Source organism: Nocardioides stalactiti (genome assembly GCF_014180715.1).
Taxonomy (GTDB): Bacteria; Actinomycetota; Actinomycetes; order Propionibacteriales; family Nocardioidaceae; genus Nocardioides; species Nocardioides stalactiti.
Map to the genome: position 1 here is coordinate 36,892 of NZ_JACEFC010000014.1, position 17,521 is coordinate 54,412.

General features: G+C 70.8%; 22 protein-coding genes and 3 tRNA genes. 21 read left to right on the forward strand and 4 right to left on the reverse strand.

Annotated elements, in window-relative coordinates; translation table 11 throughout:
* Positions 1-44: 44 nt before the first annotated feature.
* From H0487_RS04725 to rpmG, 8 genes are all read left to right on the forward strand, one after another.
* A complete protein-coding gene (locus tag H0487_RS04725; protein ID WP_312855823.1) occupies positions 45-1,040 on the forward strand; it encodes a pirin family protein in 996 nt (331 codons plus the stop codon).
* A gap of 33 nt (positions 1,041-1,073) precedes the next feature.
* The gene (locus H0487_RS04730; protein WP_312855824.1) at positions 1,074-1,658 is read left to right on the forward strand and encodes a DNA-3-methyladenine glycosylase I; all 585 of its coding nucleotides are present in this window, start codon (positions 1,074-1,076) and stop codon (positions 1,656-1,658) included.
* On the forward strand, positions 1,655-2,041 hold the full coding sequence (locus tag H0487_RS04735) for a CidA/LrgA family protein (protein ID WP_183093074.1): 387 nt from the start codon (positions 1,655-1,657) through the stop codon (positions 2,039-2,041). The genes H0487_RS04730 and H0487_RS04735 overlap by 4 nt, the downstream gene beginning before the upstream one ends.
* Positions 2,038-2,766 carry an LrgB family protein gene (locus tag H0487_RS04740; protein ID WP_183093075.1) on the forward strand — a complete coding sequence of 243 codons (729 nt, stop codon included), beginning with the start codon at positions 2,038-2,040 and terminating at the stop codon, positions 2,764-2,766. The genes H0487_RS04735 and H0487_RS04740 overlap by 4 nt, the downstream gene beginning before the upstream one ends.
* Before the next feature lie 37 nt (positions 2,767-2,803).
* Positions 2,804-4,204, forward strand: a complete 1,401-nt coding sequence (locus tag H0487_RS04745) for an amidase (RefSeq protein ID WP_183093076.1) — start codon at positions 2,804-2,806, stop codon at positions 4,202-4,204.
* 62 nt (positions 4,205-4,266) lie between these two features.
* Positions 4,267-4,339: transfer RNA gene (locus tag H0487_RS04750), tRNA-Thr, on the forward strand.
* A 62-nt stretch (positions 4,340-4,401) separates the two neighbouring features.
* A tRNA-Met gene (locus H0487_RS04755) sits at positions 4,402-4,475 on the forward strand.
* A gap of 58 nt (positions 4,476-4,533) precedes the next feature.
* The gene (gene rpmG / locus H0487_RS04760) at positions 4,534-4,704 is read left to right on the forward strand and encodes a 50S ribosomal protein L33 (RefSeq protein WP_183093077.1); all 171 of its coding nucleotides are present in this window, start codon (positions 4,534-4,536) and stop codon (positions 4,702-4,704) included.
* A 108-nt stretch (positions 4,705-4,812) separates the two neighbouring features.
* On the opposite strand, the gene H0487_RS04765 is transcribed toward rpmG, so the two are convergent.
* Entirely contained in the window at positions 4,813-5,811 is a 999-nt protein-coding gene (locus H0487_RS04765) for a hypothetical protein (protein WP_183093078.1), read from the reverse strand.
* A gap of 39 nt (positions 5,812-5,850) precedes the next feature.
* On the opposite strand from H0487_RS04765, the gene H0487_RS04770 reads away from it, so the two are divergent.
* The 3 genes from H0487_RS04770 to H0487_RS04780 are packed head-to-tail and all read left to right on the forward strand — an operon-like array spanning position 5,851 to position 7,698.
* Entirely contained in the window at positions 5,851-6,243 is a 393-nt protein-coding gene (locus H0487_RS04770; RefSeq protein ID WP_183093079.1) for an FAS1-like dehydratase domain-containing protein, read from the forward strand.
* A complete protein-coding gene (locus tag H0487_RS04775) occupies positions 6,240-6,641 on the forward strand; it encodes a MaoC/PaaZ C-terminal domain-containing protein (RefSeq protein WP_183093080.1) in 402 nt (133 codons plus the stop codon). Before H0487_RS04770 ends, H0487_RS04775 begins: the two co-directional genes overlap by 4 nt.
* Complete coding sequence (locus H0487_RS04780; RefSeq protein WP_183093081.1) at positions 6,634-7,698, forward strand: UDP-N-acetylmuramate dehydrogenase; 1,065 nt, start codon at positions 6,634-6,636, stop codon at positions 7,696-7,698. Before H0487_RS04775 ends, H0487_RS04780 begins: the two co-directional genes overlap by 8 nt.
* 111 nt (positions 7,699-7,809) lie before the next feature.
* On the opposite strand, the gene H0487_RS04785 is transcribed toward H0487_RS04780, so the two are convergent.
* Positions 7,810-8,475 (reverse strand): TetR/AcrR family transcriptional regulator, encoded by a 666-nt coding sequence (locus H0487_RS04785; RefSeq protein ID WP_183093082.1) that lies wholly within the window; start codon positions 8,473-8,475, stop codon positions 7,810-7,812.
* A 98-nt stretch (positions 8,476-8,573) separates the two neighbouring features.
* Here H0487_RS04785 and H0487_RS04790 point away from each other — a divergent pair, with 98 nt between their 5' ends.
* Together H0487_RS04790 and H0487_RS04795 are read left to right on the forward strand one after the other, a co-directional pair.
* Positions 8,574-9,491 (forward strand): AurF N-oxygenase family protein, encoded by a 918-nt coding sequence (locus tag H0487_RS04790; protein ID WP_220793084.1) that lies wholly within the window; start codon positions 8,574-8,576, stop codon positions 9,489-9,491.
* Between the two features lie 110 nt (positions 9,492-9,601).
* The gene (locus H0487_RS04795) at positions 9,602-9,931 is read left to right on the forward strand and encodes a DUF4873 domain-containing protein (RefSeq protein ID WP_183093083.1); all 330 of its coding nucleotides are present in this window, start codon (positions 9,602-9,604) and stop codon (positions 9,929-9,931) included.
* Positions 9,932-9,938: 7 nt separating this feature from the next.
* Here the strand turns inward: H0487_RS04795 and H0487_RS04800 are convergent, their stop codons facing one another.
* Positions 9,939-10,952, reverse strand: a complete 1,014-nt coding sequence (locus tag H0487_RS04800; protein WP_183093084.1) for an adenosine deaminase — start codon at positions 10,950-10,952, stop codon at positions 9,939-9,941.
* Positions 10,953-11,102: 150 nt separating this feature from the next.
* Between H0487_RS04800 and H0487_RS04805 the strand changes: the two genes are divergently transcribed.
* The 5 genes from H0487_RS04805 (at position 11,103) to rplA (ending at position 13,660) form a co-directional block, all read left to right on the forward strand.
* A tRNA-Trp gene (locus tag H0487_RS04805) sits at positions 11,103-11,175 on the forward strand.
* A gap of 36 nt (positions 11,176-11,211) precedes the next feature.
* Entirely contained in the window at positions 11,212-11,463 is a 252-nt protein-coding gene (gene secE, locus H0487_RS04810) for a preprotein translocase subunit SecE (protein WP_312855825.1), read from the forward strand.
* A 40-nt stretch (positions 11,464-11,503) separates the two neighbouring features.
* Complete coding sequence (nusG, locus tag H0487_RS04815) at positions 11,504-12,352, forward strand: transcription termination/antitermination protein NusG (protein WP_376766665.1); 849 nt, start codon at positions 11,504-11,506, stop codon at positions 12,350-12,352.
* Between the two features lie 96 nt (positions 12,353-12,448).
* A complete protein-coding gene (gene rplK / locus H0487_RS04820; protein ID WP_183093085.1) occupies positions 12,449-12,883 on the forward strand; it encodes a 50S ribosomal protein L11 in 435 nt (144 codons plus the stop codon).
* A 63-nt stretch (positions 12,884-12,946) separates the two neighbouring features.
* Entirely contained in the window at positions 12,947-13,660 is a 714-nt protein-coding gene (gene rplA, locus H0487_RS04825; RefSeq protein WP_183093086.1) for a 50S ribosomal protein L1, read from the forward strand.
* A gap of 155 nt (positions 13,661-13,815) precedes the next feature.
* Here the strand turns inward: rplA and H0487_RS04830 are convergent, their stop codons facing one another.
* A complete protein-coding gene (locus tag H0487_RS04830) occupies positions 13,816-15,102 on the reverse strand; it encodes an aspartate aminotransferase type Ic (protein ID WP_312855826.1) in 1,287 nt (428 codons plus the stop codon).
* 300 nt (positions 15,103-15,402) lie between these two features.
* On the opposite strand from H0487_RS04830, the gene rplJ reads away from it, so the two are divergent.
* From rplJ to H0487_RS04845, 3 genes are all read left to right on the forward strand, one after another.
* Positions 15,403-16,089, forward strand: coding sequence for a 50S ribosomal protein L10 (gene rplJ, locus H0487_RS04835; protein WP_183093088.1), 687 nt, complete (start codon positions 15,403-15,405; stop codon positions 16,087-16,089).
* An 84-nt stretch (positions 16,090-16,173) separates the two neighbouring features.
* On the forward strand, positions 16,174-16,566 hold the full coding sequence (gene rplL / locus H0487_RS04840) for a 50S ribosomal protein L7/L12 (RefSeq protein ID WP_183093089.1): 393 nt from the start codon (positions 16,174-16,176) through the stop codon (positions 16,564-16,566).
* 276 nt (positions 16,567-16,842) lie between these two features.
* A partial coding sequence (locus H0487_RS04845; RefSeq protein ID WP_183093090.1) for an ABC transporter ATP-binding protein occupies positions 16,843-17,521 on the forward strand: 679 nt, incomplete at its 3' end.

Below are 17,521 nucleotides of genomic sequence, written 5' to 3' on the forward strand. Positions count from 1 at the left end.
ACCTGGGGACGATCGCGGGTTGACGATCGCGGGAGGATGACCCCGTGAGCAACGAGGAGCAGCGCCCCGACGAACTGACCTGCACCGGGGCCGACGCCCAGGGTGTGGAGATCATGACGCCGCGCGAGGTCCCGCTCGGCGGCCAGCGCGCGATGCCCGTACGACGCACGCTGCCGCAGCGTGAGCGGAGCCTGGTCGGTGCCTGGTGCTTCCTCGACCACTACGGCCCCGACGACGTGGCGGACTCCGGTGGCATGTCGGTCGCCCCGCACCCGCACACGGGCCTCCAGACGGTGAGCTGGCTGTTCGAGGGCGAGATCGAGCACCGCGACAGCGCCGGCCACCACGCGATGGTGCGGCCCGGCGAGGTCAACCTGATGACGGCCGGCCGCGGCATCAGCCACTCCGAGGTCTCGACGACGGCGACCACGACGCTGCACGGCGCCCAGCTCTGGGTGGCGCTCCCCGACGAGCACCGCCACACCGATCCGGCGTTCGAGCACTACGCGCCGCCGGAGCGCGCGGGCGACGGCTGGCGCGGGCGGGTCTTCCTCGGCTCGCTGCTCGGCGAGACCTCGCCGGTGGCGACCTTCTCGCCGCTGCTCGGTGCCGAGCTCGTCCTCGACCCGGGCGTCATCCTCCCGCTGGAGGTCGACCCCACCTTCGAGCACGGCGTCCTCGTCGACCTCGGGTCGGTGACGGTCGACGGCGTGACCGCGAAGCCGTCCGACCTGGCCTACGTGCCGCCCGGCGACGGCACGATCGCCGTCGTCGCCGGCGACGAGGGTGCGCGGGTGCTGGTGCTCGGCGGCACCCCGTTCGAGGAGGCGATCGTGATGTGGTGGAACTTCGTCGGCCGCAGCCACGAGGAGGTCGTCGCGTTCCGCGGCGAGTGGCAGGACCAGATCACCCGGGACGGTGCGGTGGTCGCGGACTCCTCCGACGTCGCCGACGGCCGGTTCGGCGTGGTGCGGGGCGACCACCTGCGCCCCATCCCGGCGCCGGAGCTCCCCAACGCGCGGCTCAAGGAGCGCCGCTAGGGCCCGTCTCCTTCTCCGGCATGATGGTCGCTCGTGCGAGCGGTCATCGGTGAGGACGGCGTCGGCCGCTGCCCGTGGGCCGGCGGGCCGGGCCCGATGCGCGCCTACCACGACGACGAGTGGGGCGACCCGGTCACGGGCGAGTCGGCGTACTTCGAGCGGATGACGCTCGAGGCGTTCCAGTCCGGCCTCTCCTGGGCGACGATCCTCGCGAAGCGGCCGGCGTTCCGGGAGGTGTTCGTCGACTTCGACGCGGACGCGGTGGCGGCGTTCGACGACGTGGACGTCGAACGGCTCCTGGGCGACGCCCGGATCGTCCGCAACCGGGCCAAGGTCCTGGCGACCGTCCAGAACGCCCGGGCGACCGTGGACCTCCGCTCCCGGGAGGGGCTCGAGGCGCTGCTCCTCGGATTCGCCCCCGCCGTCGACCCGGCCCCGGACGCGACGACCAGCGCCGAGTCGGTCGCCATGGCCAAGGAGCTCAAGCGGCGCGGCTTCGCGTTCGTCGGTCCGACCACGGCGTTCGCGCTCATGCAGGCACTCGGCCTGTTCGACCCGCACGTGCCCGGCTGTCATCGGCGGGGGCACGGGCGAGGCGCTCCGAGGGCAGGCTCGTGATCGTCGGGCTGACCTGGCTGATCGCCTTCCAGCTGCTCGGCGAGGTCACCGTCCAGGTGCTCGACCTCACCGTGCCGGGGCCGGTCGTCGGGATGCTCTACCTCTTCGTCTTCCTCCGCCTGCGCCAGCCGGCGGCGGATGCTCCGGTGCTCCGTGCGGGCACCGGGCTGCTCCGCCACCTCCAGCTCTTCTTCATCCCGGCCGGCGTCGGCATCGTCGCGTCCTTCGGGGTCATCGGCGCCGACTGGCTGCCGATCCTCGTCGCGATGCTCGGCTCGTGGTTCCTCGGGCTCGCGGTGGTCGGCTGGACCTCGACCGGCCTCGAGCGGCTGCTCGGCCAGCCGCGTGACGACCAGCCGCGCACGCCCCGGGCGGCACGATGAGCGGGGGCATCGACGGGCTGGTGGAGACCGTCCTCGACACCCTGCGGACGCCGCTGGGCCTGCTCGGGGTGACGCTCGTCGGCTACCAGCTCGGGCGCTGGTTGCAGCGGCGCAGCGGCGAGCACCCGCTCGTCCAGCCGGTCCTGGTCGCGGTCGTCGTCGCCGGCATGGCGATCACCCTGCTCGACGTCGCGTACGACGACTACCGGTCGTCGACCGAGCTGGTCGCCTTCTGGCTCGGGCCGGCGACGGTGGCGCTCGCGATCCCGCTGCACCGGCAGGCCGACCGGCTCCGCGGCTTCGTCGTGCCGCTGGTGGTCGCGGTCGTCCTCGGGGCGGCGACCTCGATCGTGAGCGCGGTCTATCTCGCGCGTTGGCTCGGCGCCGGGGAGGTGCTCCAGGAGACGCTCTCCACCAAGGCGGCGACGACGCCGGTCGCGATCGCCCTCACCGACTCCCTCGGCGGGATCCCGCCCTTGGCCGCGGTGTTCGCCATCGTCATCGGCATCTTCGGGGCGATGTTCGGACCGGCCACGTTGTGGCTCCTGCGGGTCCGCGACCGGCGGGCTCGCGGGCTCGCGCTCGGCGCGGTCTCGCACGGCGTCGGCGCCTCGCGGATGCTCCTGGAGAACGAGACCGAGGGTGCGTTCGCGGGGCTCTCGATGGGCCTCACCGCCCTCGCCATCAGCCTCCTGCTGCCGGTGCTGGCCCTCTGGGTCTTCTGACCTGCAACGGGGCTGGGGGAGCGCTAACGTGCCCCCCATGAGTCGCGTGCACGCCTTCTCCGACGACGCTCTCGGTGATCTCGACGCGGTCGGCGTCGTCGAGCGCCTCCAGGCCGGTGAGGCCTCCGTCCAGGAGGTCGTGGACGCGGCGATCGCCCGGACGGAGGCGGTCAACGGGGAGCTGGGTGCGGTCGCCTACCGCGACTACGGCCGGGCCCGCAACGAGGCCCGGAACCCCCGCGGCGGGTACTTCGCCGGGGTGCCGACGTTCGTCAAGGACAACGTCGACGTCGGCGGCATGCCGACCATGCAGGGGACCGACGCGTGGACGCCGTACGTCGCCAAGAAGGACGGCGACTTCGCCCGGATGTACTTCGCGACCGGACTGGTGCCGCTCGGCAAGACCCGCCTGTCGGAGTACGGCTTCAGCGCCAGCTGTGAGCACCCGCGGCTCGGGCCGGTGCGCAACCCGTGGCACACCGACCACACCGCCGGTGCCTCGAGCGCCGGCTCGTCCGCGCTGGTGGCCGCAGGGGCGGTGCCGATCGCGCACGCCAACGACGGCGGCGGCTCCATCCGGATCCCGGCGGCGGTCAACGGGCTGGTCGGCCTCAAGCCCAGTCGGGGCCGGCTCGCCCAGGACGCGCTGATGCGCCAGCAGCCCGTCCGGATCGTCGCCGACGGGGTCGTCACCCGCAGCGTCCGCGACACCGCCGCGTTCTACCGGGAGGCCGAGCGGATCTACCGGCCGCTGGAGATGCCGCCCATCGGCGACCTCACCCGGCCCGGCCGCAAGCGGCTGCGGATCGCGCTCAACACGACCGGTCTCACCCGGGGAGCCGACGCCGAGGTCACCCGGCTCACCGAGGAGACCGCGCGGCTGCTGGAGGAGCTCGGTCACACCGTCGTCGAGACCGATGCCCCGGTGCCGCCGTCGTTCCCCGACGACTTCCTCCTCTACTGGGCCTCGCTGGCGCTGGCGCTGGTCACCGGCGGCCGGGCCAGCCACGGCCGCAGCTGGGTGCGCGCCAACCACGACGCGCTCACCGACGGGCTCGCCCGGCACGCGCGGCGCAACCTGCACCGGCTGCCCGGGGCGATCGTCCGGCTGCGGCGCAGCACCCGTGACGCCGCCCTCTTCTTCGACAAGTACGACGTCAGCCTGACCCCGACCGTGGCGAGCCCGACGCCCCGGATCGGCCACCTCGACCCGACCGCCGACTACGAGACGATCATCGAGCGGCTCATGGACTGGGTGACCTTCACGCCCCTGCAGAACGTCACCGGGACACCCGCGATCTCGCTGCCCCTCGCGACCACGGCGACCGGTCTTCCGCAGGGCATGATGCTCGGCTCCGGGTTCGGTCACGAGGCCGTCCTGCTAGAGCTCTCCTACGAGCTGGAGCAGGCTCGACCGTGGGCCCGGATCACCGGCTGAACAGCCATGACGTCGGCCGATTTCGTCGTACCGCCAGGAGGGTTGTATCGTTCTCCGGCGTTGCCCCTTTAGCTCAGTCGGCAGAGCGTCTCCATGGTAAGGAGAAGGTCTACGGTTCGATTCCGTAAAGGGGCTCTGGGAGCCAGGATGTCCTCCTCCGCGGTCGCGAGGTCGTGGGGAGGCAGCCTGAACCCCCTGGCGGGGTAGCTCAGGTGGTTAGAGCACACGGCTCATAATCGTGGTGTCGCGGGTTCGAGTCCCGCCCCCGCTACGCCAGATGACATCGCAACACCCCGCAGCACCACAGACAACAGACGCAAGGACTTCCCGTGGCCAGCAAGAGCTCTGACGTTCGCCCCAAGATCACGCTCGCGTGCGTGGACTGCAAGGAGCGCAACTACATCACGAAGAAGAACCGGCGCAACGACCCCGACCGCCTCGAGCTGTCGAAGTTCTGCCCGCGTTGCCGCAAGCACACCGAGCACAAGGAAACGCGCTGACCGCTCAGTAGCACCCTGACCGACCCGGCTCCCCTCGTGGGAGGCCGGGTCGACGTCTTTTTTCGCCCCGTCGGGCCCTGTCCGGCCCTGTCCGGCCCCGCAGTCCCGTCAGGCTCCGCAGTCGGAGCGCTCGCCGCCGACCAGCTCCGAGACGTCGTAGCGGGCGAGGGCCGGGACGACCGGCCGGCCGCCCTGGAGGAAGTACGGCGCCGACGGCGTCTCGCTGACGACCCAGAGCCGGTCGCCGAGGAGCGCCACCCCCTCGGCGCCGGGCAGGAACGCGACCCGGCGCCGGGCCCCCGCCCAGAGCTCGCCGCAGTAGGTGTTGGAGCGGGTGAACCACACCTGCGCCGGGCCGGGGCCCAGGTCGCCCCAGAGCGCGCCCTGTCCCGCGGGCGGGCCGGGCTGGACGTCGGCCGCGTCCTCGGGGCCGAGGTCGAGGCGACCGGCCTCGAACAGCACGTCCGTCGCGAACCAGTGCAGCGGCCAGCGGTGGTCGCCGTGGAAGCCGCCGACGCCGAGCCGGCCGCGGTCGTCGTGGACGAGGAAGGACCCGCGGACCCGGTCGAGCAGGTGCCACACCCGCCGGACGACGAGGGACTCCGGGTCGAGGAGCCACACCTTGGTGAACTGCGAGACCCACAGCCCGTGCTCGTCGAGGCTCAACCCGCCCGCGTGCCGGCAGTTGGCGGGGCGGCGCGGGGCGAGGTCGGCCCGGATCGGCGAGACCTGCGCGATCTCCTCGCCGCTGCGCAGGTCCAGCCGCAGCACCCGACAGGTGTCGGAGCCGACCGCGGTGCGTCCCTTGTCGTACCCGCTCACCCACGCCGAGTGCCCCCGGACGACCAGGCCCTGCGGCACGAACTCGGGGTCGGCCGGTGGTAGCCACAGGCCCGCGCACAGCGCGTGGTCGTTGGGGAGGCGCGCCAGCGGTCCGTCGAGGTAGGACGGCGGGTCTCCCAGGACGTCGTCGAACATGATCGGCCCGCAGCCCGTGCGCGTGGGCGGCGCCGTGTCCGGGTCGGCGCTCTCCGCCCCGCCGGAGCACGCCGCCAGCCCCAGCAGCAGCGCCGTGACGAGGGCGCCGAGCCCGGTCCGAGCCGACATGCCGGCAAGTGTGCATCCTCCGCCCAATAGGCTGCCTCCATGCCGATCGACGCTTCCCTCGTCGGCCGGGAGTTCCCGCCGACCGCGCCCTTCCTCGTGACCGAGGCGGAGGTGGCCTCGTTCGCCGCCGCCACCGGCTCCGGGTCGCGGCGGGTGCCGGCGACCTTCCCGGTCGTGGTCACGTTCCGCGCGCTGCTGGAGTTCCTGGAGGCCGAGCGGGTCGAGCTCGCCCGGATCGTCCACGGCGACCAGAAGTTCTCCTACGAGCGGCCGGTGGTCGTCGGCGACGAGCTGACCGCGACCCTGACCGTGACGGGCGTCCGTCAGATCGAGGGCACCGACATCCTGCGCACGACGAGCGCCATCACCGACGCCGACGGCGCCCTGGTCTGCACCGCCGGCGCGACGATCGTGCACCGGGGTGAGGCATGAGCGCCCTCGAGGCCGGCGCCGAGCTCGCGCCGCAGGAGTTCGTCGTACGACGCGACGACCTGGTCGCCTACGCCGGCGCGTCCGGCGACCACAACCCGATCCACCAGGACGAGTCGATCGCCCACCTGGTCGGCCTGCCCGGCGTGATCGCGCACGGGATGTACACGATGGCGCTCGCCGCTCGCGCGGTCGCCGTGTGGACCGACGACGCCGAGGTGGTCGACCTGGGCTGCAAGTTCACGGCCCCGGTGGTCGTCCCGGCGGAGGGCGGCGCCACGGTCCGGATCGCCGGGACGGTGAAGTCGGTCGCCGACGGCTGCGCGACCCTCGCCCTCGACGTCACCTGCGCGGGGGAGAAGGTCCTGGGCGCACCCAAGGCGGTCGTCCGACTTGGCTGAGCGCCTCGCCGACCACACGACCCTGCGCCTCGGCGGACCGGCCCGGGCCTGGGTGCGGGCGACGACCGAGGACGAGCTGGTCGCTGCGATCACCTCGGCGGACGATGCCGGTGAGCCGGTCCTCGTGCTCGGCGGCGGCAGCAACCTGGTGGTCGCCGACGAGGGCTTCGCGGGCACGGTCGTCGAGGTCGCTACGCGCGGCATCGCGGCCGACGTCGAGGACTCCGACGACCCGACCTGTGGGGGAGCAGTGGTGACGGCGGCGGCGGGGGAGACCTGGGACGCCCTGGTCGCGCACGCGGTCGAGCGCGGCTGGGTGGGCATCGAGGCCCTCTCGGGCATCCCCGGCTCGGTCGGCGCCACCCCGATCCAGAACGTCGGCGCCTACGGCCAGGAGGTCAGCCAGTCCATCGCCTCGGTGCGGGTCTGGGACCGCAAGCTCCGCGGCGTCCGTACCTTCGCCGCAGCCGACTGCGGCTTCGGCTACCGCACGTCGCGCTTCAAGGTCGACCGGTACGACGCGAGCGCGGCCTTCGGTGGTCGGCACGTCGTCCTCTCCGTCACGTTTCAGCTGCCCCAGGGCTCGCTCTCGGCGCCGGTGGCCTACGCCGAGCTCGCGCGCTCCCTGGGCGTCGAGGTCGGCCAGCGCGCGCCGCTCGCCGAGGTCCGGGCCGCGGTGCTGGCCCTGCGGTCGGGCAAGGGCATGGTCCTCGACCCGACCGACCACGACACCTGGAGCGCGGGCTCGTTCTTCACCAACCCCGTGGTGCCGGCCGACGCCGTCCCCGACGGAGCCCCGGCCTGGCCGACCGGCGACGAGGGCGCCCTCAAGACCAGCGCAGCGTGGCTGATCGAGCACGCGGGCTTCGGCAAGGGCCACGCCGGCCCTGGTGGACGTGTCTCCTTGTCGACAAAGCACACGCTCGCGCTCACCAACCGCGGTGGCGCGGCCACCGACGACCTGCTCACGCTCGCGCGGGAGGTCCGCGACGGCGTCGCGGCGTCGTACGGCATCACCCTGGTCAACGAGCCCGTGCTCGTCGGCTGCACCCTCTGACTCGAATCCGGACCTTCCTGGGCCGAATCCGGACCTTCCTGGGTCGAGTCCTGACCTTCCTGGGTCTCGAGGTCACGTCGAGCTCGAAAGGTCGGGATTCGCCGCGGACAACTAAGGATTCGACCCAGGAAGGTCAGGATTCGACGTGATCCGCAGCAGCCGGATGAGGCTGTCGACGTAGGCCCGGGTGCCGTCGGCCTCGAGGCTGGCGGTCGGGGTCGTGATGAGTGAGACGACGATCCGGAAGCACCACTCGGCAGCCTCACGCGGCGTGAGTGGGCGGGACCCGTCGGGTCGCGCCTCGGCCTGGTCGAGCGCGCGGCCGAGCTGTTCCTCGAACAGCGCGACGACCTGCTCGACGAGGGGACCCGAGCCCGTGGTGAGCGCCGGCAGGATCAGCTCGGGGTGCTCGCTCAAGGCCTTCTGGAGCAGGGCGTGGCCGCGCGCGTAGTCGACGACGTAGACGATCGCGCTGACGAGGTGGGCCTCGAGGTCGTCGCTGCGGCGCATGATCGGCACGACCGAGCTGAAGAAGGTGACGATCTCGCGGTCGAGGACCGCGGCCACGATCGCGGACTGGTCGCCGGCGTACTTGTAGACGGTCGGCCGGGAGATCCCCGCGCGCTCGGCGATCGCAGCGTGCAACCGGGCGTCGAGGCCCTGGTCGAGGAGGCACTCGGTCGCCGCGTCGAGGATCCGCTCGCGGATGGTCTCCGCCGCCTTCGGGTTCGCGGGCCCGGGGCGGAGGCGGTGGACGCTGGACCTCAGGCCGGACATGGATCCATCGTAGGGTCCTTGACCGGTCGTTGACGAAGTGCAATGGTACGTAAACAACTCGCAGCACCGGCGCTGCGGGTCCGCCGGAGGGACTCCTCATGACCACCGCGCCCGAGCGCACCGCGCTCCCGCCCGCCCCCGACATGACGCAGGTCGCCACCCGCCTGCTCCGTGGCTCGGTCCGCCGTTCCTACGAGCCGGCCGTCGCCATCGACTGGGACGCCCCGCTCGTCGAGGGCAAGTACTTCCTGCCCAAGGAGGTCGTCTCCCTCTACGGCACGACGTACTGGGAGGAGATGAGTGAGGAGCAGCGCATCGAGCTGTCCCGCCAGGAGATGGCCAACATCCTCTCCGTCGGCCTGTGGTTCGAGAACATCCTCAACCGCGGCCTGCTGCTCCAGCTGCTGCGCGAGGACCCGACCACGCCGTTCGCCCACTACGTGCTCACCGAGATGGGCGACGAGTGCCGCCACATGACGATGTTCGGGAAGGTGATCGCCCGGATCGGTGCGAAGCCCTATCGGATGGGTCTCGTCGACCGCACCGCCGCCGCGTTCCTCCCGCACTTCCTCCACGGCTCGCTGCTCTGGGTCGGCGCGCTCATCGGCGAGGAGATCTTCGACGCCCAGCAGCGCCGGATCATGACCGACCCGGAGCTCCAGCCCGTCGTCGCCCAGCTGATGAAGATCCACGTCACCGAAGAGGCGCGCCACATCAAGTTCGCCCGCGAGGGCGTCGTCCACCGGATGCAGGACGCCTCGCGGCTCGAGCGGTTCCTGGTGGCGAACCTCCAGGGGCTCGGTGGCCCCACGATGAAACGGTGCCTCGTGCACAAGGGCATCTACCACCGCGCCGGGCTCGACGTGGAGCGCGCCTACCGCGAGGCCAAGGCCAATCCCCACCACCTGGAGATGGCGCGGATCGGCTTCGCGCCGCTCGCCGCGTTCCTCGAGGAGAACGGGTTGATGAGCCGGTTCTCCCGCACGATGTGGAAGCGCGCGGGGTTCCTGGCGTGAACACCCCACGCCGTTCTTTGCCTCCCCCGCTTCGCTCCTCCGGCAAACAACGCCGCGGGGACCCCAAGAACGTGAAGCTCCGCAACCGGCCACGGCGGCACCCCGCTGGGATGGCGTTCGTCCCGCCCGACGACGGCGACGGGTACGACGGCCCGGCGACGCTGCTGGTGGGCGGGGAGGTGCTGGCGGTCGCCGTCCACCTCGCGGGCCACCTCGAGCCGCTCGACGGGCTCTACCACTGGTACGGCCGGATCGACGGCACCCCGGACGTCGTCGCCCTCAAGGAGGGCGGCGCCACGACCGGCGAGCTCGCGATCGGGGACCGTGCCCCGGCGCCCGTCCGGCTCGCCGAGCTCGACGTCTGGGGGCACGTCCAGGTCAACGGCGCCGGCGCGCCGCCGTACCTCCTCGAGCCGGTCGACGTCGACCTCCCGTTCTGACCGGCGGTCAGTCCGCGGCGAGCCAGGCGTCGATGTCGGCCTCGGCGCGCTTCCGGAGCTCCTCGGGCGACCGGCTCGCCCGGAACGACATCCGCGCCAGCTCGGCGAGCTGCTCGTCGGCGAGCCGGTGGGCGGCGCGCATCGTGGCGTACTGGCTGGCCAGCCGCGACCCGAACAGCAGCGGGTCGTCGGCGCCGAGCGCGACCGTCGCGCCCGCGGCGAGCAGCGTCGGCAACGGCACCGACGACAGGTCGGAGTAGACCCCGAGCGCCACGTTGGAGACCGGGCAGACCTCCAGCGCCACGCCCGCGTCGACGATGCGCGCGAGCAGGTCGGGGTCCTCGGCGGCCCGGACACCGTGGCCGAGCCGGTGGGCGTGGAGCTCGTCGAGGCAGGTCCGGATGTGCTCGGGCCCGCGCAGCTCGCCGCCGTGGGGGGCGAGCAGCAGCCCGGCGCGCTCGGCGATCTCGAACGCGCCTGCGAAGTCGGCCGTCGTGCCGCGCCGCTCGTCGTTGGAGAGCCCGAAACCGACGACGCCGCGGTCGGCGTACTGGGCCGCGAGCCGGGCCAGCGTGCGCGCGTCGAGCGGGTGGCGGGTGCGGTTGGCTGCGATGACCACCGCCATGCCGAGGCCGGTGCGCTCCGAGGCGTCGCGGACCGCGTCGAGCACCAGGTCGGTGAACGCCGTGATCCCGCCGAACCGGGCCGCGTAGCCGCTGGGGTCCACCTGGATCTCCAGCCACCGACCACCGTCGGCCACGTCGTCCTCGGCGGCCTCGCGCACCAGGCGCCGTACGTCGTCCTCGGTGCGCAGCACCGACCGGGCCACGTCGTACAGGCGCTGGAAGCGGAACCAGCCCTTCTGGTCGGCAGCGGTGAGCTGCGGTGGCCAGGCCGTCACCAGGGCGTCCGGGAGGTGGATGCCGTCGCGCTCGGCCAGCTCCAGGAGCGTCGTGTGTCGCATCGAGCCGGTGAAGTGCAGGTGCAGGTGCGCCTTCGGCAGTGAGTGAGGGTCCCGCACGCCGTCATCGTAGGTGGAGGTGCTTTTGGTCCGCTTGGGCCCGGGTGCGTAGACTCCCACCTTGGTGGCTTTCCCCCATGGTGAGTCGCGCCCTCGTGACGGTCGTCACGGAGCGTGCGGATCCGCTCGAGGAGCGGGGGAAGCAATCGGAGGGCACTAGCTCAACTGGCAGAGCATCGGTCTCCAAAACCGAAGGTTGGGGGTTCAAGTCCCTCGTGCCCTGCAAGGAACAGACGACGAGGTAGAAGAGGTGAGCAGCGTGTCGGACTCCCCTGCGACCGACAAGGGTCGCCAGTCCGACGCCGGCGAGCGGCGTACCGGCCCGGTGACGTTCTACCGCCAGGTCGTCGCTGAGCTGCGCAAGGTCGTCTACCCGACGCGTGAGCAGCTGGTGACCTACTTCTTCGTCGTCATGTCCTTCGTGCTGGTGATGATCGCGATCGTGTCGCTGCTGGACCTCGGTCTCGGCAAGGCGGTCTTCGCCATCTTCACCGGCGCAGACGACGTGTGACCGGCGCTTCCCGCGTCGTCACCCCCGCGAACAGCAACTGATGGAGCAGCACGTGTCGGAGCAGTACGACTCCGCCCAGGAGATGGGCGAGGACGTCACCACCCCCGAGGAGGTCGAGGACATCCTCGACGCCGAGGGCGACGAGCCGACCCCCGAGGAGGTCGAGGCTTCCGAGGTCGAGGCTTCCGAGGTCGACGCCGACGAGGACGACGCTGACGAGGACGCCGATGCGGACCTCGACGACGCGGCTCCCGCCGAGGAGCTCGACCCGCTGGAGGCCTTCCGCCGCGAGCTCCTGATGAAGCCGGGCGACTGGTTCGTCGTGCACACCTACTCCGGCATGGAGAACCGGGTGAAGCACAACCTGGAGAACCGCATCCACTCCCTCAACATGGAGGACTACATCCACGAGATCGTGGTCCCCACCGAGGAGGTCGCGGAGATCAAGAACGGCCAGCGCAAGATGGTCAAGCGCACCGTTCTCCCCGGTTACGTCCTGGTCCGCATGGATCTCACCGACGAGTCCTGGGCCGCGGTCCGGCACACGCCTTCGGTGACCGGCTTCGTCGGTCACAGCCACCAGCCGGTGCCGCTGAGCCTCGACGAGGTCGAGAAGATGCTCGCCCCGTCGATCGTCCTCGCGGTCGCGTCCGAGTCCGAGGGCGGCGCCGCCTCCGGCACGCCCGGCTCGACCGCCGCGAAGAAGCCGATCGAGGTCGCCGACTTCGGTGAGGGCGACTCCGTCATGGTCGTCGACGGGCCGTTCGCGACCCTGCACGCGACCATCACCGAGATCAACGCCGAGGCCCAGCGCCTCAAGGCGCTGGTCGAGATCTTCGGCCGGGAGACCCCGGTCGAGCTGAGCTTCAGCCAGGTCCAGAAGGTCTGACGCCCAGCACCCCGGCCGCGAGGCCGGGCGCAAGGAAAGTGGCAGAGGCGTACGTCGTACCCCTCGTCATGACCACGAGAAGAAAGAGATAGAGGAATGCCTCCCAAGAAGAAGATCGCTGCGCTGGTCAAGGTGCAGCTGCAGGCGGGTGCCGCCACGCCGGCGCCGCCGGTCGGTACCGCCCTCGGTCCGCACGGTGTCAACATCATGGACTTCTGCAAGGCGTACAACGCCCAGACCGAGTCCATGCGCGGCAACGTCATCCCCGTCGAGATCACGATCTACGAGGACCGTTCGTTCGACTTCATCACGAAGACCCCGCCGGCCGCCGAGCTCATCAAGAAGGCTGCCGGTCTGAAGAAGGGCTCGGGCGTCCCGCACAAGGAGAAGGTCGGCAAGCTGACCAAGGACCAGGTGCGCGAGATCGCCACGACGAAGCTCCCTGACCTCAACGCCAACGACATCGACGCCGCAATGAAGATCGTGGAGGGCACCGCCCGCTCCATGGGCGTCACCGTCGAGGGCAACTGAACCACTGTGGGAGAGCCGCGCTGGCTCGCTGACCACACCTCCTCTTCTAAGTAAGGAATCACCATGCAGCGCAGCAAGACCTACCGCGCCGCGTCGGAGACGTTCGACAAGAACGAGCTCTACGCGCCGCTGGCCGCTATCAAGATCGCCAAGGCCTCCAGCAAGAAGAAGTTCGACGAGACCGTCGACGTCGTCATGCGCCTGGGTGTCGACCCGCGCAAGGCCGACCAGATGGTCCGCGGCACCGTCAACCTGCCCCACGGCACCGGCAAGACGGCCCGCGTCCTCGTGTTCGCGAACGCCGACAAGGCCGACGCCGCCCGTGAGGCCGGCGCCGACATCGTCGGTGGCGACGAGCTCATCGACAAGGTGGCCGGTGGCTGGCTCGACTTCGACGCCGTCGTGGCGACCCCCGACATGATGGGCAAGGTCGGCCGCCTCGGTCGCGTGCTCGGCCCCCGTGGCCTCATGCCGAACCCGAAGACCGGCACCGTCACCCCGGACCCGGCCAAGGCCGTGACCGACATCAAGGGCGGCAAGATCGAGTTTCGTGTCGACCGCCACGCCAACCTGCACTTCATCATCGGCAAGGCGTCGTTCGACGAGACCCAGCTCGCGGAGAACTACGCGGCGGCGCTCGAGGAGGTGCTGCGGCTCAAGCCGTCCAGCTCCAAGGGCCGCTACCTGAAGAAGGTCACCGTCTCCACGACCATGGGCCCCGGTGTCCAGGTCGACCCCAACCGCATCAAGAACGTCGCGGTCGAGGACGAGGCCTGACGAGTCGCCTAGGTTGCAGGTCCGAAGTGCCAGGGCCTGACCGATGAAGTGCCGATGCCCGGTGTGCGAAGCACGCCGGGCATCGGTTCGTTTTGATGCTGGTGTTCTCGGGTCCGCAACTGTGGGCACTTCGGACCCGCAACCTGGGCAACTCGTCAGTTGGCGTGCAGCTTCTCCAGGGCGGCGAGCTCGACGCAGACGGCGACGCCGGCCATGGCGGCCTCGACCTCGGCCAGCACAGGGAAGGTGGGTGCGAGCCGGATGTTGCGGTCGTCGGGGTCGTTGCCGTGGGGGAACGCCGACCCGGCGGGGGTGAGCGCGATGCCAGCATCCTTGGCCAGCTGGACGACGCGGGCGGCGGTGCCGTCGAGGACGTCCAGGTCGACGAAGTAGCCGCCGACCGGGCGGCTCCAGGTCGCGACGCCCAGCCCGTCCAGGCGCCCGCTGAGGGCAGCCTCGACGGCCGCGAACTTCGGGGCGATCAGGTCGCGGTGCTTGCGCATGTGGTCGCGGACGCCGTCGGCGTCGCCGAAGAACTCGATGTGGCGCAGCTGGTTGACCTTGTCGGGCCCGATCGCGGCGTACGAGAGCCGCTTCAGGAACCACTGGAGGTTCTCGGTGCTCGCGGCGAGCGCCGCGACGCCGGCGCCCGCGAAGGTGATCTTCGAGGTCGACGCGAACATGATCGGGCGGTTCGGGTGGCCGGAGGCCGACGCGAGCCCGAGCGCGTCGGCGCTCTTGGTCTCCACGTCGGTGAGGTGGTGGACCGCGTAGGCGTTGTCCCACAGGATCCGGAAGTCCGGGGCCGCGGTCGGCATCGCCATCAGCTCGGCGGCCACTGCGGTGGAGGTGACGGCGCCCGTCGGGTTGGCGTAGGTCGGCACCAGCCACATGCCCTTGACCGTCGGGTCGTCGGCGACGAGCGCGCGCACCGCAGGGACGTCCGGGCCGTCCTCCCGCATCGGCACGGTCACCATCTCGATGCCGAGCTCGGCCAGCATCGTGAAGTGGCGGTCGTAGCCGGGCACCGGGCAGACGAACTTGACGGTCTCCTCCTGCGACCACGGTCGCGGGGAGTCGGGGCCGCCGTGGGAGAGCAGCCAGGTGACGACCTGGTACATCATCGACAGGCTCGAGTTGCCGCCGGCGATGACCTGCGCGGCCTCGACGCCGAGCAGGTCACCGAAGATCGCGCGCATGTCGGCCAGGCCCTCGAGGCCGCCGTAGTTGCGCACGTCGACGCCCGCGCTGTCCTTGTGCGTCGTGGGCAGCCGCAGCAGGTCCTCGGAGAGGTCGAGCTGGTCGGCGCCCGGCTTGCCCCGCGTGAGGTCGAGCTTGAGCCCCTGGCCCTGGAGGGCCTCGTAGTCGGCACGGAGCGCAGTGAGGCGCTCGGCGAGCTGGTCGGGGGCGAGGTCGGTCAACGGCTGCGCGGACGAGGTCACGGACCAATGGTGCCAGTGCCGCCGCATCCGTCCGCACCCGATATCCGTCGATTTGGACGGGTGCGCTGGCGCGCCGTACTCTTCTCGACGAAACCTTAAGACCACCGGTTGTCCGGGCTGCCTCAGTCCTGACCGAAGGTTCCGCGAAGCGGACGGCCTGTGCAGGGGATCAGAGCATGACCAGCAGTTGTTGCTCCGTCACGGCGGAGCGCGGCCGGTGTCCACGCCCTGAGCGCCTGCGCTCGGGGCGTTCGTCATCTCACGGTCCTTCACCCGGGGGTCAGATCCGGAAGGAGACCCATGGCGCGGGCAGACAAGCAGGCCGCCGTCGCGGAGATCACTGAGTCCTTCAGTGACGCCGCCGGTGCTGTGCTGACCGAGTACCGCGGTCTCACCGTGAAGCAGCTGCAGGACCTGCGGCGCTCCCTCGGCGAGAACGCCAACTACGCCGTGGTCAAGAACACGCTGGCCAAGATCGCCGCCAAGGACGCGGGGATCGAGAGCTTCGAGGAGCTCCTCAGCGGCCCGACCGCCATCGCCTTCATCACGGGCGACGTCGTCGAGGCCGCCAAGGGTCTGCGTGACTTTGCCAAGGCCAACCCCGCTCTTGTCATCAAGGGCGGCGTCCTGGACGGCAAGGCCCTCGACGCTGCCGAGATCGCCAAGCTGGCCGATCTCGAGTCGCGTGAGGTCCTCATGGGCAAGCTGGCGGGCGCGATGCTCGCTTCGCTGAGCCAGGCCGTCTACCTTCTCAACGCTCCTCTCGCCCAGGTCGCCCGCCTCGCGGGTGCGCTGGAGGCGAAGGCCGCTGAGGACCCCTCGATCCTCGCAGGTGGTGCCGGTACGCCGGTCGCCGCCGAGGAGGCCCCCGCGGAGGCAGCTGCCGACGTCGAGGCCCCCACCGACGAGGCCCCCGCCGAGGAGGCGGCTCCTGAGGGGCCCGCCGCCGAGGCTGCCTCCGACGAGGGCGACACCACCGAGGCCTGACCGGCCCCGGTACCCACCACCTGAAACCCGGCCTGCGCCCACCGACCACCTCGGCGCCGGCCACCTAACGGAAGGAAAGCCATCATGGCGAAGCTCAGCACCGACGAGCTCCTCGACGCGTTCAAGGAGATGACCCTCATCGAGCTCTCGGAGTTCGTGAAGCAGTTCGAGGAGACCTTCGGCGTCACCGCCGCCGCGCCGGTCGCCGTTGCCGCTGCCCCCGCCGCCGGCGGTGCCGCGGCCGGTGGCGACGACGCTGCCGCGCAGGACGAGTTCGACGTCGTCCTCGAGTCCGCTGGTGACAAGAAGATCAACGTCATCAAGGAGGTCCGCGCGCTGACCTCCCTCGGTCTCAAGGAGGCCAAGGACCTCGTCGAGGGTGCCCCGAAGGCCGTCCTCGAGAAGGTCAACAAGGAGACCGCGGACAAGGCCAAGGAGACCCTCGAGGCCGCCGGCGCCACCGTCACCCTCAAGTGACCTCCTGACGTCACACCTGCACCACCGTCGAGAGGCGGGCCCCCGGACTCGGGGGCCCGCCTCTCGCGCTTTTTCTCGCTCCGGGGCGACATCCGACAACGGTCTGAGCCTGATGTGTCTCGTATTCGGGGGTCGCGTGACGTGGGACACGGTTTCCGCGTAACGTGCGCCACGCGGCTGCGTTGTTCACTCGCAGCCGCACGTGGGATTGCTCGCACTCCACCGGGGGGGCGGAACCCGCGGAGGGGCCAGAAGAAGGCGGAGGAAGAGGTCAACATGGGCGTCGATGTCGCAGTGACCAACCTGACCAAGCAGTTCGGCAAGCAGCTCATCTGGAAGGGCGTCACGCTGACGCTGCCTGCCGGTGAGATCTCCGTGATGCTGGGTCCGTCCGGTACGGGCAAGTCCGTCTTCCTCAAGGCGCTCATCGGCCTGATCAAGCCCGACGAGGGTTCGATCGTGATCGAGGGCACCGACATCGCCTCGTGCTCGGAGAAGGAGCTCTACGAGATCCGCAAGCTGTTCGGGGTGCTGTTCCAGGACGGTGCGATGTTCGGCTCGATGAACCTCTACGACAACGTGGCGTTCCCGCTGCGCGAGCACACGCGCAAGTCGGAGTCGGAGATCCGTGACATCGTCATGGAGAAGATGGACCTGGTCGGTCTGCTCGGTGCGGAGTTCAAGCTCCCCGGTGAGATCTCCGGCGGTATGCGCAAGCGTGCGGGCCTGGCCCGCGCCCTGGTGCTGGACCCCGAGATCCTGCTGATCGACGAGCCGGACTCGGGTCTGGACCCGGTGCGTACCTCGTTCATCAACCAGCTCTTCGTCGACCTGAACGCCCAGATCGACGCGACGTTCCTGATCGTGACGCACGACGTCAACAGCGTCCGGATCGTGCCCGACCAGATCGGTCTGCTCTACCACAAGCACCTGGCCATGTACGGCCCGCGGGAGA

Excerpts from the sequence above, each read along its gene's own strand:
- H0487_RS04775 (WP_183093080.1), top strand. The coding sequence starts at position 6,240 with ATGAGCGCCCTCGAGGCCGGCGCCGAGCTCGCGCCGCAGGAGTTCGTC.
- H0487_RS04795 (WP_183093083.1), top strand. The coding sequence starts at position 9,602 with ATGGCGTTCGTCCCGCCCGACGACGGCGACGGGTACGACGGCCCGGCG.
- H0487_RS04740 (WP_183093075.1), top strand. The coding sequence starts at position 2,038 with ATGAGCGGGGGCATCGACGGGCTGGTGGAGACCGTCCTCGACACCCTG.
- H0487_RS04745 (WP_183093076.1), top strand. The coding sequence starts at position 2,804 with ATGAGTCGCGTGCACGCCTTCTCCGACGACGCTCTCGGTGATCTCGAC.
- H0487_RS04790 (WP_220793084.1), top strand. The coding sequence starts at position 8,574 with ATGACCACCGCGCCCGAGCGCACCGCGCTCCCGCCCGCCCCCGACATG.
- H0487_RS04770 (WP_183093079.1), top strand. The coding sequence starts at position 5,851 with ATGCCGATCGACGCTTCCCTCGTCGGCCGGGAGTTCCCGCCGACCGCG.
- rplA (WP_183093086.1), top strand. The coding sequence starts at position 12,947 with ATGCAGCGCAGCAAGACCTACCGCGCCGCGTCGGAGACGTTCGACAAG.
- H0487_RS04785 (WP_183093082.1), bottom strand. The coding sequence starts at position 8,475 with ATGTCCGGCCTGAGGTCCAGCGTCCACCGCCTCCGCCCCGGGCCCGCG.
- rplK (WP_183093085.1), top strand. The coding sequence starts at position 12,449 with ATGCCTCCCAAGAAGAAGATCGCTGCGCTGGTCAAGGTGCAGCTGCAG.
- nusG (WP_376766665.1), top strand. The coding sequence starts at position 11,504 with ATGGAGCAGCACGTGTCGGAGCAGTACGACTCCGCCCAGGAGATGGGC.
- H0487_RS04765 (WP_183093078.1), bottom strand. The coding sequence starts at position 5,811 with ATGTCGGCTCGGACCGGGCTCGGCGCCCTCGTCACGGCGCTGCTGCTG.
- rplJ (WP_183093088.1), top strand. The coding sequence starts at position 15,403 with ATGGCGCGGGCAGACAAGCAGGCCGCCGTCGCGGAGATCACTGAGTCC.
- rplL (WP_183093089.1), top strand. The coding sequence starts at position 16,174 with ATGGCGAAGCTCAGCACCGACGAGCTCCTCGACGCGTTCAAGGAGATG.